General features: G+C 71.2%; 12 protein-coding genes, 1 tRNA gene and 1 pseudogene. 6 read left to right on the top strand and 8 right to left on the bottom strand.

Features of this window, described 5'->3' with window-relative positions; genetic code table 11:
* The first annotated feature begins 20 nt into the window (after positions 1-20).
* Positions 21-1433, top strand: a complete 1413-nt coding sequence (gene cysS, locus ACIA5D_RS35255; RefSeq protein ID WP_396034731.1) for a cysteine--tRNA ligase — start codon at positions 21-23, stop codon at positions 1431-1433.
* A complete protein-coding gene (gene rlmB / locus ACIA5D_RS35250; protein ID WP_396034730.1) occupies positions 1433-2557 on the top strand; it encodes a 23S rRNA (guanosine(2251)-2'-O)-methyltransferase RlmB in 1125 nt (374 codons plus the stop codon). Before cysS ends, rlmB begins: the two co-directional genes overlap by 1 nt.
* On the opposite strand, the gene ACIA5D_RS35245 is transcribed toward rlmB, so the two are convergent.
* The 3 genes from ACIA5D_RS35245 to ACIA5D_RS35235 form a co-directional block, all read right to left on the bottom strand.
* Positions 2551-3759 carry a PQQ-binding-like beta-propeller repeat protein gene (locus tag ACIA5D_RS35245; RefSeq protein ID WP_396034729.1) on the bottom strand — a complete coding sequence of 403 codons (1209 nt, stop codon included), beginning with the start codon at positions 3757-3759 and terminating at the stop codon, positions 2551-2553. The genes rlmB and ACIA5D_RS35245 overlap by 7 nt on opposite strands.
* A gap of 65 nt (positions 3760-3824) precedes the next feature.
* A complete protein-coding gene (locus ACIA5D_RS35240) occupies positions 3825-4751 on the bottom strand; it encodes a hypothetical protein (RefSeq protein ID WP_396034728.1) in 927 nt (308 codons plus the stop codon).
* A 68-nt stretch (positions 4752-4819) separates the two neighbouring features.
* A tRNA-Thr gene (locus tag ACIA5D_RS35235) sits at positions 4820-4893 on the bottom strand.
* Between the two features lie 136 nt (positions 4894-5029).
* Here ACIA5D_RS35235 and ACIA5D_RS35230 point away from each other — a divergent pair.
* The gene (locus ACIA5D_RS35230; RefSeq protein WP_396034727.1) at positions 5030-6115 is read left to right on the top strand and encodes an ABC transporter ATP-binding protein; all 1086 of its coding nucleotides are present in this window, start codon (positions 5030-5032) and stop codon (positions 6113-6115) included.
* Between the two features lie 49 nt (positions 6116-6164).
* On the opposite strand, the gene ACIA5D_RS35225 is transcribed toward ACIA5D_RS35230, so the two are convergent.
* Entirely contained in the window at positions 6165-9377 is a 3213-nt protein-coding gene (locus ACIA5D_RS35225; RefSeq protein ID WP_396034726.1) for an Hsp70 family protein, read from the bottom strand.
* A gap of 211 nt (positions 9378-9588) precedes the next feature.
* Here ACIA5D_RS35225 and ACIA5D_RS35220 point away from each other — a divergent pair, with 211 nt between their 5' ends.
* Complete coding sequence (locus tag ACIA5D_RS35220; RefSeq protein WP_396034725.1) at positions 9589-10020, top strand: GNAT family N-acetyltransferase; 432 nt, start codon at positions 9589-9591, stop codon at positions 10018-10020.
* The gene (locus ACIA5D_RS35215) at positions 10013-11191 is read left to right on the top strand and encodes a low temperature requirement protein A (RefSeq protein WP_396034724.1); all 1179 of its coding nucleotides are present in this window, start codon (positions 10013-10015) and stop codon (positions 11189-11191) included. The genes ACIA5D_RS35220 and ACIA5D_RS35215 overlap by 8 nt, the downstream gene beginning before the upstream one ends.
* 183 nt (positions 11192-11374) lie before the next feature.
* On the opposite strand, the pseudogene ACIA5D_RS35210 reads toward ACIA5D_RS35215, so the two are convergent.
* The 3 genes and pseudogenes from ACIA5D_RS35210 to ACIA5D_RS35200 all read right to left on the bottom strand — a co-directional run bounded on the left by ACIA5D_RS35210 (position 11375) and on the right by ACIA5D_RS35200 (position 14245).
* A pseudogene (locus tag ACIA5D_RS35210) lies at positions 11375-12950 on the bottom strand (IS1182 family transposase).
* Positions 12951-13226: 276 nt separating this feature from the next.
* A complete protein-coding gene (locus tag ACIA5D_RS35205; RefSeq protein ID WP_396034723.1) occupies positions 13227-13823 on the bottom strand; it encodes a cadmium resistance transporter in 597 nt (198 codons plus the stop codon).
* Positions 13820-14245: a MarR family winged helix-turn-helix transcriptional regulator gene (locus ACIA5D_RS35200; protein ID WP_396034722.1), complete on the bottom strand. Its 426-nt coding sequence runs from the start codon at positions 14243-14245 to the stop codon at positions 13820-13822. Before ACIA5D_RS35200 ends, ACIA5D_RS35205 begins: the two co-directional genes overlap by 4 nt.
* A gap of 55 nt (positions 14246-14300) precedes the next feature.
* On the opposite strand from ACIA5D_RS35200, the gene ACIA5D_RS35195 reads away from it, so the two are divergent.
* Positions 14301-16034: an FAD-dependent oxidoreductase gene (locus ACIA5D_RS35195; RefSeq protein ID WP_396034721.1), complete on the top strand. Its 1734-nt coding sequence runs from the start codon at positions 14301-14303 to the stop codon at positions 16032-16034.
* An 86-nt stretch (positions 16035-16120) separates the two neighbouring features.
* Here the strand turns inward: ACIA5D_RS35195 and ACIA5D_RS35190 are convergent, their stop codons facing one another.
* Entirely contained in the window at positions 16121-17095 is a 975-nt protein-coding gene (locus ACIA5D_RS35190) for a hypothetical protein (protein WP_396034719.1), read from the bottom strand.
* Positions 17096-17187 lie beyond the last annotated feature (92 nt).

Raw genomic sequence — 17187 nt, 5'->3', positions numbered from 1 at the left:
GCGCTCGCTACCCTTGTACGGTGACGCTCCGCTTGTACGACACCGCGACCCGATCCGTCCGGGACTTCGTGCCCAAGACGCCCGGTCAGGTCGGGATCTACCTGTGTGGTCTCACCGTGCAGTCCACGCCGCACATCGGGCACCTGCGCTCCGCGGTGAACTACGACGTGCTGCGGCGCTGGCTGCTGCATACCAACCACGACGTCACCTTCATCCGCAACATCACCGACGTCGATGACAAGATCCTCGACAAGGCGACGGCCTCGGGGCGGCCGTTCTGGTCGATCGCGTACGCCAACCGTCTCGTCCTCGACGCCGACTACCGCGGGCTCAACGTTCTGCCCGCGACCTACGAGCCGCTCGCGACCGGGCACATCCCCGAGATGCACGAGTTGATCGCTTCGCTCATCGATCGCGGGCACGCCTACCCGGCCGCGGGCGGAAACGGTGATGTCTACTTCGACGTCCCGTCGTATGCCGAATATGGCGCTTTGTCGGGTCAGAACCCCGACGACATGCGCCCGCCGACCGACGGCGGCGAGCCCGACAAGCGCGACTACCGCGACTTCGCATTGTGGAAGGGCGTCAAGGCCGACGAGCCCGCCGACGGCTCCTGGCCCTCGCCGTGGGGCCGTGGCCGTCCCGGCTGGCACATCGAGTGCTCGGCGATGGCCCGGCGCTACCTCGGCGACGAGTTCGACATCCACGGCGGCGGCCTCGACCTGACCTTCCCGCACCACGAGAACGAGATCGCCCAGTCCCGCTCGGCCGGACTGCCGTTCGCGCGCTACTGGGTGCACCACGCGCTGCTCAATCTCGGCGAGGCCAAGATGAGCAAATCGCTGGGCAACGTGATCGACCCGGCGGCGGTGCAGGCCATGGGCATCCGGCTGGTCGAGCTTCGCTACTACCTGGGCACCCCGCACTACCGCTCGCGCATCGACTACTCCGACGACGCGCTGCGCGAGGCCGCGGTCGCCTACCGGCGCATCGAGGGGTTCGTGCAGCGGGCCGCCGAGGTGGTCGGCCCCGGCCGCCCCAAGGACGTGCCGCCGGCGTTCGCCGCGGCGATGAACGACGACGTCAACACGTCGGCGGCGCTCGCCGTCGTGCACGACACGATCCGCGAGGGCAACACGGCGCTCGCGGCCGGCGACGAGACCGGCATCCGTGGTGCGCTCACCGCGGTACGAGCCATGCTGGGTGTGCTCGGGCTCGACCCGCTCGACCCCGCGTGGGCCGGCGGCGAGACCAAGAGCGACCTCAAGCCGGTGGTCGACTCGCTGGTCAAGCTCGCGCTCGAGCAGCGGGCGCAGGCACGGGCACGGAAGGACTGGTCGGCTGCCGACTCGGTCCGTGATCAGCTCAAGAACGCGGGAATTCAGGTGGAGGACACTCCGGCCGGGCCGCGCTGGACGGTAGGAGAGCACTGATGCCGGGTAATTCCCGAAATGTGAGCAAGCGGGTCGTGTCCAAGAAGGGCGCGGCCGCCGGCTCGGGCGGCAAGAACAGGGCCGGTCTCAAGGGCCGGGGCAAGACCCTGCCGGCCGACGAGCGTCCCTGGCACAAGGGCTACTCGGGCACCGAGAAGCTACCCGAGAAGACGGCCCGCAAGCAGGACAAGGAGCGCCGGGCCGCGGCCGCCGAGGGCCGCGCGCCCAAGATCGGCATGCCCGGCTCCAAGGACACGACGTGGGGCCGCGGCGGGCGCAACACCGGCCGGCCGATGCAGCAGCAGCGGGCGGGCGGCAAGCTGCCCGGGCGCGGCGGGCCGCGGGTCGCGCCCGGTCGTCGCTCCAACCCCACCCGGGAAGGGCCCGAGCTGCTGCTCGGCCGCAACCCGGTGGTCGAGGCGCTGCGTGCCGCGGTGCCGGCCACGGCGCTGTACGTGGCGCAGGGCATCGACATCGACGAGCGGATCACCGAGATCATGCGTACCGCGGGCGACCGTGGCATCCCGATCCTCGAGATCGGGCGCCACGAGCTCGACCGGATGACCGGCGGCGTGCTGCACCAGGGCATCGGGCTTCAGGTGCCGCCCTTCGCGTACGAGGACTTCGACGACCTCATCGCCGCGTCGCTCGAGCAGACCGCCCCGCTGCTGGTGGCGCTCGACGGGGTGACCGACCCGCGCAACGTGGGCGCGGTGATCCGGTCGGTCGCCGCGTTCGGCGGGCAGGGCGTGTTCATGACCGAGCGCCGGGCGGCCGGCATCACGGCCACGGCCTGGCGCACCAGCGCCGGCGCCGCGGCCCGGGTCCCGGTCTCCCAGGTGGTCAACCTGACCCGGGCGATCAAGACGGCGCAGAAGGCCGGCTTCACCGCGATCGGCCTCGACGCCGACGGCGAGACCGACCTCTACCAGCTCGAGGCGGCGATCGGGCCGCTGATCGTGGTGGTCGGCTCCGAGGGTCGCGGGCTGTCCCGCCTGGTCGGTGAAACCTGTGACCTGCGGGTGAGTATCCCGATGGCCTCCGATGTGGAGTCGCTGAACGCATCGGTCGCGGCGGCCGTGACGCTGGCCGAGGTGGCCCGGCGTCGCACGTACGGTCAGTAGTACGCACGCAGCTCGTCGCCGTCGGTGGTGAACAGCCGTCCACCGGCGACGACGGCTGGGTGGTCGACGCTGCCCGAAATCCCGGATTTTTCCGGACGGCCCGTGGCGGCGTCCACGATCGCGAGCGTGGCGGCCCCGACGGCGTCCGGGTTCGCGGGGCTCGCGGCGTCCGGGTTCGTGGGGCTCGCGGCGTCCGGGTTCGTGGGGCTCGCGGCGTCCGGGTTCGCGGCGTTCGCCGCGTAGAGCAGCCCGCCGGCCCGAACCGGCCGTCCCGCGACGCCGTGCAGGTGAATCGACCAGAGCTTATGGCCGGTCGCGGCGTCCAGGCATTCGACGCTGCGGGCCCGGGCGAAGTAGACATGCCGGCCGTCGGAGGTCACCTCGGCGGCCTGCAGCGGGCTGGCCCAGAGCACCCGGCCGGTGGCGGCGTCGACCGCGGACAGACCGGGCCCGCCGACGTAGAAGCGGGTCCCGGCGGGGTCGCTGCCGACGGCGTACCAGTTGTTCTTCGTCCGCCAGAGCGTCCGTCCGTCGGCGATCGAGACACCCATGGCGCCGCCGCCCGCGCCGCGCAGCAACACCCGGCCGCCCGCCGGTACCAGGCCGTCGCCCCGATCGCCGCGCCGCAGCCATCGGAAACGTCCGTCGGACACGCCGTACGCGATGGTCGAGGCGAGCCCGTCCTGGTTGCTGTCGAGCGCGATCGTCCCCCGGTCGATGCGCATGTCATAGCTGAACTTCGCCAGCCCCGCGGCCCAGAGCCGGCGCCCGGTGGCCGGGTCGTACGCGGTGAGATGGCTTTCGTATTCGGCCGGGAGCGCGCACTCGGAGGAGAGCATCAGCAGCCGCCCGTCGGCGATCGCGAGGCGCCGCACGGTGGTCCGGGGCAGGCCGAGGTGCCAGCGGCGGGCGCCGGTGGCCGGGTCGTAGGCGCCGATGCCGCCCGGGTCGGTGGTGAAGAGCCGCCCGCCGGCGAGCACCGGATCGGCGCCGGTCTCGCACCGGGACGGCCCGTGCGCGGGGAGTTTCCAGCGTTCCCGGATCCGGTCGATCGTGCCGGCGTTGAGCCTCGACTCGTTCGGGTTGTAGTACGTGCTGCCCGGCCCGTAGCCCGGCTGGGGCCACTCGGACGGCGACGCCGCGGCGGCCGGCGCCGGAACGAGCACGAGCACGGCCGCAACGGTGTAGACCTTGATCTTCATACAAAGATCAACGACGCGACGCCAGGTCCGGCGGACGGCCGGCCTGGCGTCGGGTCAGATTCGGATCAGAACTTGCCCTTGGCCACGTCCGCGAGGGTTACGCGGGTCACCGTGTAGTTGATGGTCACGCCGTCGCTCGAGTACTTGATCGGCAGCCCGGTCGCGGCGTCGACGGTCAGCGTCTCCGCGGTCATGGTGGCCGGCGTGCCGGCGGTCAGGTTCAGCACCGCCTGCCCCCGGTAGGTGCCCTTGGCCACCTTGACCTCGGGCATCTGCCCGAGCAGCCGCAGCACGCCCGCGCGTACCGCCGGGCTGCCGGCGCCGTCGCGCAGAGCGTCCATCGAGTTGTTCCAGACCCAGTTGTCGGTCGTGTTGAGCTGGGGGAAGGTGGCGCCCTTGACCTTCTTGAGGATCGCGGCGTCGGTAGGCGTGGGTGGCACCACGCCCGGACCCTCGAGCGTCGGCTTGACCTTGGGGTTCTTCGGAACGTACGCCCAGGCCATGTCCTTGCGAGCCGCGTTCAGATCGCCGTTGGCCGCCTTCTTGGCCGCCGCAACCGCCTTGATCCGCCCGGCTTCGTCGGCCTGCTTGTGCCCGCCCTTGACTTGTCCCGGCAGCCCGCTCTTCTTCTTGGCGAAGAAGTACGTCCCGTTGTCCGCGTGCAGGTCCCAGACGTCGACCTTGAGCCCGTTGTCGTAGACCTGGTCGCGCAGCAGCAGCGTCGCGTCGCCCTTCGGCTGCTCGGCCTTGCTCAGGTACCCCACGAGCTGAACCAGCGGCGTCTCCTGCGCAGGCGCAACGGTCCCAGCCGTAGCCGGCAGCGCGGCGGCGTTACCGGCTACCGGCGCCTGGGTCCCACTACCGCTGGTGGCAACCGCCACGGCGGCCACCGCGGCGGCCGCGAAGCTGACCCCCGCGCCGACCCGCCACACCATCCGGCCGCGCCCCGGCTTGCGCTCGTGGCTCTGAACCTGCTCGCTTACGTGCTTCATGTCAGTCACGTCCAGCAAGACCCACGAGAAACACCCAGGGTTGTCAGCAACCCGAAAACCTTTGCTTGAGCCTCCTGTCGGGCTCGAACCGACGACCTCCCGTTTACAAGACGGGTGCTCTGGCCAGCTGAGCTAAGGAGGCGAGGGGGCCAGCATATCGTCTCGTCACTTTGGGACTCGCCTTGGCAGGTGGCGTAAAAAGCTTTACGTTTACAGCGCTGTTCCTCCACTCGGATCGTCCGGCACGTTCCTGCCGGTGGAAAGGAAGTCGCTTCACCATGGCTACCGTCACTTATGACCACGCTTCCCGGATCTATCCCGGGTCTGAGCGTCCCGCCGTCAACGAGCTCAACCTCGAGGTCGGCGACGGCGAGTTCCTGGTTCTGGTCGGCCCCTCCGGTTGCGGCAAGTCCACGAGCCTGCGCATGCTGGCCGGCCTCGAGGACGTCGACAAGGGCCGCATCCTGATCGAGGGCAAGGACGTCACGAACCTCCCGCCGAAGTCCCGCGACATCGCAATGGTCTTCCAGAACTACGCGCTGTACCCGCACATGTCGGTGTACGAGAACATGGCCTTCGCGCTGAAGCTGCGCAAGACCTCGAAGGCCGAGATCGACCGGCGGGTGAAGGAGGCGGCGGCTCTTCTGCAGCTCGACGAGTACCTGTCCCGTAAGCCGAAGGCGCTTTCCGGTGGCCAGCGCCAGCGTGTCGCGATGGGCCGGGCGATCGTCCGCGAGCCGCAGGTGTTCCTCATGGACGAGCCGCTGTCGAACCTCGACGCCAAGCTCCGTGTTCAGACCCGTTCGCAGATCGCGACGCTGCAGGCCAAGCTGGGCGTCACCACCGTCTACGTCACGCACGACCAGGTGGAGGCCATGACCATGGGCCACCGGGTCGCGGTCATGCTCGACGGCGTGCTCCAGCAGGTGGACACCCCGCGGACGCTCTACGACGCCCCCGGGAACGTCTTCGTGGCGGGCTTCATGGGCTCCCCGGCCATGAACCTCAAGACCGTTCCGCTGACCGAGTCGGGCGCGAAGTTCGGCGCGATGGCGGTGACGCTGACCCGCGAGCAGGTCGCGGCGGCGCAGAACACCGGCGGCAAGGTCACGATCGGGTTCCGCCCCGAGGCGGCCGATCTGGTGTCCGAGGCCGAGGGCGCGCTGCCGATCGTCGTGGACCTGGTCGAGGACCTCGGCTCGGACGCGAACGTCTACGGTCACGCCGACCTGGAAGATGGCTCGGAGCGCTTCGTGGTCCGCACCGACCGGCGGCACATGCCCTCGATGGGTGAGACCGTGTACGTGAAGCCGCAGGTGGCCGCCATCCACGTCTTCAACGCCGAGACCGGACAGCGCATCTGAGTTTGGTGAAGTGCGGGCGGTCCTCCTTCGGGAGGGCCGCCCGTTTCGCCTACTTGGCGAAGGTCTGGAGCACGAAGTCCTTCTCGGCGACGCAGGCGAGCGTCGATTTGTCCCAGGAGCAGGTGTCGGCCCGCACGTCGATGAGCGAGCCGAGCGGGACCGCGTCGTCGCCGATGTGCCGGCCGTAGAGCGCCGTCTCGCCGGGGGAGCGGCTGAGCGGCTTCGAGAACTCGAGGATGTTGCCGGCGTCGAGCCGGGCCGCCTCCCCGGTGTGCGTCCAGATCTTGTGGCCGGCCGAGTCGAGCAGCGTCATCTCGGAGTTGGTCGTGGTGACCAGCACGGACTCGCCGACGGGCACCAGGGTGTCGGTGTTCGGCAGCGGGTAGCGCCACAGCTCCTTGCCGTCGGCCACGTCGAGAGCCACGACGGTGGCGGTCTTGCCGTCGTAGCCGACCTCCTCGTCGAAGCAGACGCGGTCGTCACCGCAGGGCGCGACGTACTTCATCTGGCTGTTCGGCGTCTGGACCGCGTACAGCACCGGCGAATCCCCGAACTTGCCCAGGTCGTACGCGACGATCTGCTTGTCGTCGGGCCGGAGCACGATGAGCCGCCCGTTGTGCGCGACCACCTCGTCGTTGGGCTCGGCCACGTTCTGCCGCGAGGCCACGACCTTGCCGGTGTCCGCGTTGATGACCCGGGCGGACTTGTCGGCGGCGATCTGCACGATTCGCGGGTCGTCGGCGAGGTCGGGCTGGTAGGCGCGGCCGAAGACCGTGGCGGGCCCGTTCAGGTCTTTGGGTGTGGTCAGCGCGAGCACGTTGGTGTCGGTCGGGTAGGTGGTCTTGGGGTCGTCGAGCGACCAGCGCTGCCGGCCGTCGGAGAGCCGCAGGCCGATCAGCTTGTGTCCCTCGCGGTCGGCGACCACGGCGGTGCCGCCGGCGAAGAGCACGACGTCCTGGCTGCCGATGGTGCGCTCCCAGAGCACGGCGCCGCCGCCGTCGGCGCCGAGCACCACGAGCCGGCGGGTGCTGTTGTCGGAGTTGGTCTCGCTGAACAGGGCGATGCCGACGGGCAGCGCGACCATCGATTTCCAGCCGCCCTTGGCCGTGCCGGCCGCCGTGCTGGTGGACCAGAGGGGCTTCGTGTCGCCCAGGCGCATCGCGACGACGCCGACCGCGCCGGTAGAGCTGTCGGAGCTGGCGAAGTAGACCCGGTCGCCGAGGATCTCGGCGTCGGACCACTCGGAGCTGACCGGGACGACGGCGGAGGCGCGGGTGGGCTCGCTGAGCGGCCGGTAGTCGATGGCCCGGTTTCCGGACCAGAGATACCAGGCCAGGGCGCTGCCTGCGGCGAGCGTGAGAGCCACGGCCGCGGCGATTATCGCGTAGGGGCGTTTGCGGAGTCCCCGGCGCGCCGGGGTCGCTTCGGGGGTGGTTGCGCCCGGGACCCAGCCGCCGGGCTGAGCGTGCGGTGCCGGGTCGTGCGCCGAGCCGGGGCGGGCGACGCCCTGCTGGTGGGCCGGTGGCCCGGCCGGGGACCAGCTGCCGGCCTGCTGATAGCCGGTGTGGTGGGCGCCCGGCTGTTGGTGACCGCCGGTCTGGTGAACCCCGGTCTGGTGACCGCCGGGCTGCTGGTGAACGCCGGGTTGCTGGTGGGCACCGAACGGCGGCGGCGAGGTCGACCTCGGCGGCGAGGAGACCGGGCCGGGTGGCGGGGAGGAGACCGGGCCGGGCGGCGGCGAGACAGGGGTGAGGGGCGCAACGTGGCCCGCGGCCGCGAGGGCAGCCGCTTCCCCGGTCGCCCAGGGGTCGACGGGCTCAGACTTCAGCCGCTCGTCGGCGATCTCGTCGGGAGTGCGGGCTGCCGGCGGCCGCTCGTATGGGCGCGCCGCGGGCGCGTGCTCAGGCGGCCTTGACGCCGGCGTGTGCGCGGGTGGCCCGGATGCGGGCGTGTGCGCGGGTGGCCCGGACGCGGGCGCGTGCTCGGGCTCGCGTGCCGCCGGCACTGGCGTCGGCGACCCGGGGGTGGCTGCCGGCTCGGCTCGCGTGTCGGTGATCGGAGGGGCTGAATCGTGCAGCGTCGGCGCGCGGGAGGGGGTCGCTGCGTTGCTGCCCGCCGCGGCGCCTTTTGCCGAGGGAAAGCCGCCCGAGGAGGCGTTGGCCGTGGAGTAGCCGGACGCGAGGATCGAGCCCTCGGCGACGGGGAGCTCGGGCTGCTCGAGCACGGTCGGGGCGATGCCCAGCCCGGCGTGCAGCAGCCGGGCCACCATCGGCACCCGCGACGAGCCGCCCACCAGGAACAGCCCGGCCAGGTCGGGCGCGCGCAGGCCGGCCGCCTTGAGCACCGCGGCCGCCTCGGCCACGCCGCGCCGTACCAGCGGGTCGATCGCGGCCTCGAGCTCGTCGCGGGTCAGGTGTACCGCGTGCTCGACGCCGGGCACCGGGACCGGGGCGAACGAACCGCGGGACAGCATCTCCTTGGCGCCGCGCACGTCTTCCCAGAACTGGCGGCGGGCTCGCCACTCGGCGAGCGTCACCGGCTCGGTCAGCCGCCGCCACGCCTCGGGCTCGGCCCCGGCCAGCGTCTTGCCGAGGTGCTCGACCAGCACCGCGTCGAAGTCGAGGCCGCCGAGGTCGTCGGCGCCGCCCGAGGCCGTCACCGAGAAGCTCGGGCGCCCGCCCGCGCCGGGGCCGTCGTTGCGCACCACCGCCACGTCGAGCGTGCCGCCGCCGAAGTCGAAGACCGCGAGCGACGCGCCGGACGGCACCGGGCGGCGCAGCACGCCGGCGAAGTAGCGCGCGGCGGCGACCGGCTCGGGGACCAGCCGGGACCCGGGCGGCCACCCGGCCTTGCCGAGCGCCTCGGTGAGCACCGCGCGGCGGGGAGCGCCCCAGGCCGCCGGATGGGTCAGGATCGCCGGCGGCAGCTGGCCGGCGGTGGCGACCGCCTCGCGGGCGACCGCGCCGAGCAGGGCCGCGAACAGGTCGGCGACCCCGATTGTCGTCTCGCCCAGCTGCACCGAGCCGGCGTCGACGTGGCGCTTGGGGTTGGGCTCGAGCCGGCCGGGCTCGGCCTGACCGAGGCGCAGCGCGTCGGCGCCCACGTGCAGACGGCCGGTGGTGTCGAGATAGACCGCCGAGGGCAGAAGCGGCTTGCCGTCGAACAGCAGCGGCCGGGTGCGCCCGTCGGGATGGCGCAGCATGGCGACCGTGTGCGAGGTGCCCAGGTCGACGCCGAGCACGAAGCCGTCGATGTCGGTCACCCTGCTGTCCCTTCAGCTACCCGCCTCGGCCCCGTCATGCTACGACCCGCCTACGACACTCCCGTGGCCGCATCGCACCCTGGCAGACCGCGACGAGCAGCGCCATCGCCTCGTCGGCTCCGATCTCGGCGGGCATACCAGGACAACTCGCGATCGCCCAGGCGATGGGAGCATGACCCGGCCGTGACCAACGGTGCTTAAAGTGCTCCGCATGCGCATCGAACGGATCTTGAGCTGCGACGCGGTGTCCGCCGCGGCAGACCTCTTTGATGCGCCGCCGATCCCGGCGGCCACCGAGCTATTTCTCGCGCAACCGGGGCATCATCTGCTTTTCGCGTACGACGAGAGCGGCCGCGCGGTCGGCATGATCTCAGGTGTCGAGATGACCCATCCGGACAAGGGCACCGAAATGTTCATCTACGAGCTCGGCGTCGCGCCGGCCGCCCGCCTCCAGGGCATCGGGGCGCGGCTGGTGGCCGAACTCGGCGTGATCGCCCGCCGCAACGGCTGCTACGGCATGTGGGTCGGCACCGAGGTCGACAACGACGCGGCGCTGGCCACCTACCGCCGGGCGGGCGCCACCGACGAAGCGTCGTTCACGCTGCTCAACTGGGATCTGATCGACGGAGGGGCCGATGTCTGAGCAACCGAAGCGGCGGTTCCTCACGCCGATGGTGGGCCGGTCGTCCGACGAGCGGTTCCGCGTCTCCACCCCGCTCGAGCTCTTCTTCGACCTCTGCTTCGTGGTGGCCGTGGCCCAGGCCGCCACGCCGCTGCACCACAGCATCGCCGACCACCACGTGCTGGACGGCCTCCGCGGCTACCTGATGGTCTTCTTCGCCATCTGGTGGGCGTGGATGAACTTCACCTGGTTCGCCTCGGCCTACGACACCGACGACGACGTCTACCGGATCACCACATTCGTCCAGATCGCCGGCGCGCTGGTGCTCGCCGCCGGGGTGAGCCCGGCGTTCGAGCAGACCGACTTCCGGATCATCACCATCGGGTACGTGATCATGCGGCTGGCCCTGGTCGCCCAGTGGCTGCGTGCCGCCAAGTCCGATCCGCAGCGCCGCCACACCGCCCTGCGCTACGCCGTCGGCGTTTCCGCGGTCCAGGTGCTCTGGTTGCTGCGGCTGGCCGCTCCCGAGTCGTGGCCGGTCGTACCGATCTTCGTGCTGCTGGTGCTCCTCGAGCTGGCCGTGCCGATCTGGGCCGAGCGCGCCCCCGGCGGCCCGACCAGCTACCACCCGCACCACATCGCCGAGCGCTACGGCCTGTTCACCATCATCGTGCTCGGCGAGTCGGTGTCGGCTGCGACGATCGCCTTCCGCGGCGCGCTCGACGAGGGCGAGCACGTCGCCGGGCTGATCCGCCTGGCCGTGGCCGGCCTGGTGATCGTCTTCGCGCTCTGGTGGCTCTACTTCGACCGCTCGGCGCACAACCTGCTCAACTCGCTGCGCACGTCGATCCTGTGGGGCTACGGCCACTACTTCATCTTCGCGTCGGCCGCCGCGGTCGGCGCCGGCCTCGGCGTCTCGATCGACCACATCACCGGCCACGCCGAGATCTCCTCGGCGATGACCGGTTACGCGATCGCCGTACCGGTGGCGATCTATCTGTTCTTCGTCTGGCTGCTGCACATCCGCCCGCACCAGAGCGGCCCGATGCTGGCCGCCTTCCCGGCGGCAGCGGTGCTGGCCCTGCTGACCCCGCTCGTCCCGGGCACGTTGGAGCTGCTGTCGGTCCTGCTGATCGCCCTGGTCGCCGTCAACGTGACACTGGGCCGCCGCGTCCCCGACCGGGTCGGCTAGGAGACCACTGAACAATCCCGGTTTTCGGGGAGGGTCTTGGTTGGGGTGACGGGGAAGGTGTCTCAGGAGGCCGTCGAGCGGCGGTAGGTCACAGCGTGTGGCTGGACTGCGAGTTTGGCTTTCCCGTCATTGGGGCGGTTTAGGGCGGGATGCGGGCGGGTGGGTGGTGCCGGTCCGGGTGGTTCAGGTCAGGGCCCAGCCGGTGGGCTGGTGGGTGAGGCCGAGGTTGAGCAGTCGGCGCAGGTTGAGGGCGGCGATGCGGGTGCGTAGCCACCAGGCGTTCGCGGTGGTGCCGTGGTAGCGCAGTTTCCGGCAGCGGCCTTTCGGGCCGATCAGCCAGGCGATGGAGCGTTCGACCATGGGCCGGTGCCGGCGGTAGGTGTGGCGCAGGGCCGGGTTGGTGGCCCATTCGCGGCGGGCGGCGCGCAGGATCTGGTCGTGTGGGTGCAGGCTGATCGACCGGCCGGTCTTGGCGGTGGTGCACCGTGCGCGCAGGGGGCAGCCGCGGCAGCCGGCGCCGAAGGTGGCGGTGCGTTTGCTGGTGAGCCGGCGGACCAGCCCGTTCGGGCAGGTCACCGTGCCGGCGGTCTGGTCGACGGTGAAGTCGTCGATGGTGAACCCGCCGGGCACTGCGGGACGCAGCGGCGCGGGTTTGATGATCGCGGTGTGACCCCCCTCGGTCAGCGCGGTGCGGGCCTCGCCGGTGCCGTAGGCGGTGTCACCCAGAACGTCGCATTCCTGGCCGGGCGTGATGCCGGGGTCCTGGCCGAGCAGGCCCAGGCCGACCACCGCTTCGTGGTTGTCCGCGCCGGCGGCCTCGGTCAGATCAGCGCCGGTGAACAGGCCGGTGTCCGGCTCGATGACCACGTGGCCTTTGAACCCGTCTTGGCGGTGGTGGACGGTCTTGTGCACGTGCCGGGCCTGCGGATCCACCGTCGAGATCACCCGTTCCGGGGCGACCCGGCGGGCGATGCGCCACCGGCCGTCGGTGCCATCCGAGCCCTCGGCCGGCTCCACGTCCTGCCCGGCGACCAGCGCCAGCAGGGCCACCGCTTGAGCGGCCGGTTCGTCCAGTTCGACACCGGCGAACGCGTCGATGACGGTGAGCGCGTCGACCACCAGCGCCGACACCAGCACGTCGCGGGCACTCTTGTCGTCCCAGGCGATCCGCGGCTTGCCCGGATCGTCCCAGTCATGCGCGTGACAGCGCTCCGCGATCACCTCGGCGGCGCCGGGGACCTCCCGCCGGACCCGGCGCATCGCGGCGATCAACTGGGTGATCGTGTCCTGGGTGGCGACCGCGTCGTCGGAACACCACCGAATCCAAAGCCCGGCGAGTCTTGCCCTTCAACACGCCGGTCTGCGCGACGACCTCCCGGACCGCGTCGAAGATCCGATCCGGCCGCTCGCAGGCCCGCAACCGGTTACGCCACACCGTCAACGTCGTCGGGTGGAAACCCGCGTGGTCGATCGGCAGCCCACACGCCACCTTCCACCGCAAATCACACCGCACCGCCTGGACCGCCTCGGGATCCGAGTAGTCCTGCAAGGTCTGCAGCACCAGCACCGACGCGATCACCGCGCCCGGCAGCGACGGCCGGCCCCGCCCGGACGGGAACAGATCCGCGAACATCCCGTCCGGGAACAACACCTGCCGATGCTCGGCCAAAAGCGCGTACACACTGCCCGCCGGCACCAGATGCCCGACCAGCGCCGCAGTGTCCATCAACACCGGCTCGGAACCTGAACGACCTTGCATCTACCTATTATCGATCAAACCCGATCAAACCCGGGATAACGACGCGCGGATTATTCAGTGCACTCCTAGACAGCGCCGGCGGCTGTGGACGGCGGCGGAAAATTGTCATACCTGGCTGCTTTGCTGGCCCCACCCACGAGGGCGGGGTGGCGTGGCGTCCACCCCACCCACGAGGGCGGCGTGGTGTCAAGCCCACCCACGAGGGCGGGGTGGTGTCAAGCCCACCCACGAGGGCGGGGTGGTGTCAAGCCGACCCACGAGGGTGGGGTGGTGTCGTCAGAGCCCGAAGGCGCCGCCCTCGACCAGGATGAGCAGGCCGAGGCCGATCAGCACGATGGGCAGCAGGATGTGCCCCCACCGGCTGAGCGCCTTCGCGATCACCGGCCGGGTCGCGAAGAACCGGCCGGCCGCCACCCACACCGCGACCAGCGCCAGGAAGACGACCACGTAGACGCTCATGCCGGCGGCGCCCGCGGTGGCGAAGACCGGCACGTACACGCCGATGTTGTCGCCGCCGTTGGCGAAAGTCACCGAGGCGACCTCGAGGATCCCGGGCGCCTTGTCCGCCGTCTTCGCGTCGTCGCCGAGGTCGGCGCGGCGCCGCCAGGCCTGGACCGCGGACTTGATGCCCAGGGCCAGCGGAAGCAGGCCGAGGTAGGGGATGATCTCGTCGGGCAGGAAGGTGGCGCCGAACGCGGCGGCCACGGCCACCGCGAGGATCGCGGCGAAGCCGAGGTACTGGCCGGCGGCGATGTTCCGCGTCGTGCTGCGGTGTCCGGCGCCCTGGGCGAAGAACAGGGCGAGCACCACGATGTCGTCGACGTTGGTGACGGCGAACAGAACGACGGCCTGGCCGGCGATGCCGAGGCTCACGAACGGCCCAGGCCGCGCAGCAGCGTCTCCATCCGGGTGATCACCGGGTCCAGATCGCTGACGTCGTCTCCCCAGGCCTGGGCGAGCAGTCCGGACCAGCTGGCGCGCAGGCGATCGAGGGTGTCGACGGCCTGCGGGGTGGCCTCGATGCGCACCACGCGGCCGTCGTGCTCGTCGCGCCGGGAGACGAGGTAGCCCAGGTCGCGCAGCTCGGTGATGGCGGCGCTGACGTTGGCGCGCTTCACCCCGGTGCGGTCGGCGATCTCGGAGGCCTTGCAGCCGGGATGCGCGTGCACGTAGCGCATGACCTGGCTCTGGGTCTGATTGAGCGGGACGCCGGGGCCGGGGACGGCGCCGCGGATGCGGATCTCCCGGGCGACGTCGATGACGAGATCGGCCAGCGTGGCGAACCGCGGATCCACTCTTGCCTCCAGATAGTTATGCACACATAATCATCTCACCTGAGCGGGAGGGATGATGATGGAGCCTATCGAGACGGAAGTGCTGGTCATCGGGGCCGGGCTGACCGGTGCGAGCGCCGCCGTGATGCTGGCGCGGCACGGCGTCCGGACCATGATGATCAGCCGCGGGCGATGGGTCGCCGACTCGCCGCGGGCGCACATCATCAACCAGCGGACCATGGAGGTGATGCGCTCGATCGGGCTCGAGGAGGCCTGCGCCGCCGCCGCCACCCCGGGCGAGCTGATGGCCAACCACGTGATGATGACCGCGGTCAACGGGCTCGAGTTCGGTCGCATGTGGACCTGGGGCAACGACCCGGCCCGCGCCGGCGAATACCTGGCGGCCAGCCCGGGGAAGGGTTGCGACCTGCCGCAGGACCGGTTCGAGCCGATCCTGATCGACGAGGCGGCCAAGCGAGGCGTGGTGACCCGCTTCGGCACGTCGTTCGTCGGCTTGGAGCAGGACGATGACGGCGTCACCACGACGCTTCGCGACCTGGTCACCGGTCTCGAGACAAAGGTGCGCTCGCGGTACGTGATCGGCGCCGACGGAGGGCAGAGCCCGGTGGCCGAGGCGATCGGGTTGCCGTTGAGCGGGCAGCCGGGGATGGGGCCGGCGCTCAACGTACGATTCAATGCCGATTTGTCGAAGTATTTTGCCGACCGGCCGGGGTCGATCTTCTGGATTCTCCAGCCGGGGCGGGACGGCGCGCTCGGCAACGCGATGCTCCGCATGGTCCGGCCGTGGCACGAGTGGGTGATCGGCTTCGTGCACCTCGGCGAGAGCGCCTACGACCTCAGTCATGAGCAGCTCACCGCTCAGGTCCGCGAGATCATCCAGGACGACACGATCGACGTGGAGGTGACCGGCGCGTACCCGTGGCGGATCAACCACGTCTGGGCCGAGCGGTACAGCGCGGGCCAGGTCTTCTGCGCCGGCGACGCGGTGCACCGGCACCCGCCGATGAACGGCCTGGGCGGCAACACCTGCATTCAGGACGCGTTCAACCTGGCATGGAAGCTCGCCGCGGTGCTGCGCTGGGGCGCGGGGCCGGAGCTGCTGGAAACCTACGACGCCGAGCGCCGCCCGATCGGCAAGGCGGTGGTCGACCGCGCGATCGCGAGCTGGCGGCAGAACCCGGACGTGATCCGCTCGCTCGGCATCGACCCCAAGGCGCCGCCGAAGGAGCGGCTCGAGCAGTTCGACGAGCTCTTCGCCGACTCCGAGGCCGGCGAGCGGCGCCGGGCCGCTTTCGCGGCCGCGAAGCGATCCAAGGATCTCAGCTATCACGCGCACGGCATGGAGATGAATCAGGTGTACGCGTCGAGCGCGGTCCTCGACGAGGGCGAGGCGCCGATTGTGTACGAGCGTGACCCGGTCCTCCACTACCAGGTGAGCAGCCGCCCCGGCGCCCGTGTGCCGCACTGCTGGGTCGGCCACCGCGGCCGTACGGTGTCCACACTCGACCTTTGCGAGCCGGAGCGGTTCACGCTGCTGACCCGGGCGCGCGGCGCGGTCTGGCAGGAGGCCGCGGCGGACGCCGGCATCCCGCTCACGGTGCTACGGATCGGTCCCGGCTGCGAAGTCGCCGACCTGTACGGCACCTGGGCCGAGATCGCGGAGATCGGCGAGACCGGCTGTCTGCTGGTGCGGCCGGACCAGCACGTGGCATGGCGGCAGGTGGACGTGCCCACGGACCCGGCGGCCTCGCTGCGGGCGGCGATCAAGGCTTGCCTGTCGCCGGCCTAGAACGCAGGTTGCCGCGCCTCGTGGGGCGGCAACCTGCGCGGTCGTAAGTGGGCGCGTGCCCACTTGAAGTGGGCACGCGCCCACTACTACCGGTACTGCTCGTCGATCCCGGCGACCGGTCGGCCGTCGGGCGTGAAGGCCCGGCGGGGCGCCGTGGCGTCGTTGTCGACCGGCTCCTCGTGCAGGCGCGGGTCGTCGGGGGCCGCGGCCGGCTTCTGCCCGGCGGCGGGCTTCGGCTGACCGGCCGACGGCATCTGCACTCCCGCGCCGGCCGGGTTCGCCGCGCCCGCCAGGCCGGCCGGGTTGGTAGCGCCGGCTGGGTTCGCCGCGCCGGCCGGGTTGGTCGCGCCGGCCGGGTTGGTTGCGCCGGCCGGGTTGGTTGCGCCGGCCGGGTTGGTTGCGCCGGCCGGGTTGAGCGGGGCCTGACCGAACGTCGGCGCGCCCGGGACGATCGCGATGCCGCCCGCCGGCAGGCCCGACGTGTCCGGCCCGTCGCCGGTCTTGGGCAGCCCGTTCACCGGCAACAGCCCGCCGAGCCCGCCGAGCAGCGGCATGCCGCCGTCGAAGGTCTCGGCCTGGCGCGGCGTCGGCTGCTGCATCGCGCCGGACAGGTCACCGTCGGGCATCAGGCCGCCGAACAGCCCGCGGAACATCGGCAGGTTCGCCACCGAGGTCTGCGGCATGTTCAGGTTTCGCACCGGCAGTCCGTCGCGGAGCCGGCGCGGCGGCCCGACCACGTCGGCGGCCGGGAGAACCGCGCCGGCCCGGTGATCCTGAGTGGACTCGCCGGGAAGCACCGGGTTGAGGTCGGGCGTGTTCTGCCCGGCCTTGAACTGGAGCACCGGCGTGGAGCCGACCGGCGTGGTGCCCAGCGTGCTGTAGCGGAGCGGATTGTCCATGTTGATCCCGTTGCTCTGCCCGAGGATGCGGGCGAGTTGCTCGTCCGCCTGCTGTTCGGCCGTTCCGGTTCCGGGCAGCAGGTCGGCCTGCGCGGGCGCGGCGACACCGAACAGAAACATCCCGCTCGCGACGACGGCTCCGGCGTACCACCACTTGCGCACTGATCTCCTCCTGGCAATTCGGGATTGCGACAACTGTGCAAACTCGGACGAATAGCGTCGGAAGGGGCAACGAGCGGCCCCGCGAAGGGGTT

Origin of the sequence: Actinoplanes sp. NPDC051513, assembly GCF_044454685.1 — a bacterium.
Taxonomy (GTDB): Bacteria; Actinomycetota; Actinomycetes; order Mycobacteriales; family Micromonosporaceae; genus Actinoplanes.
Note: the sequence above shows the minus strand (reverse complement) of the source record. Positions and strands in the feature narration are given on the sequence as shown.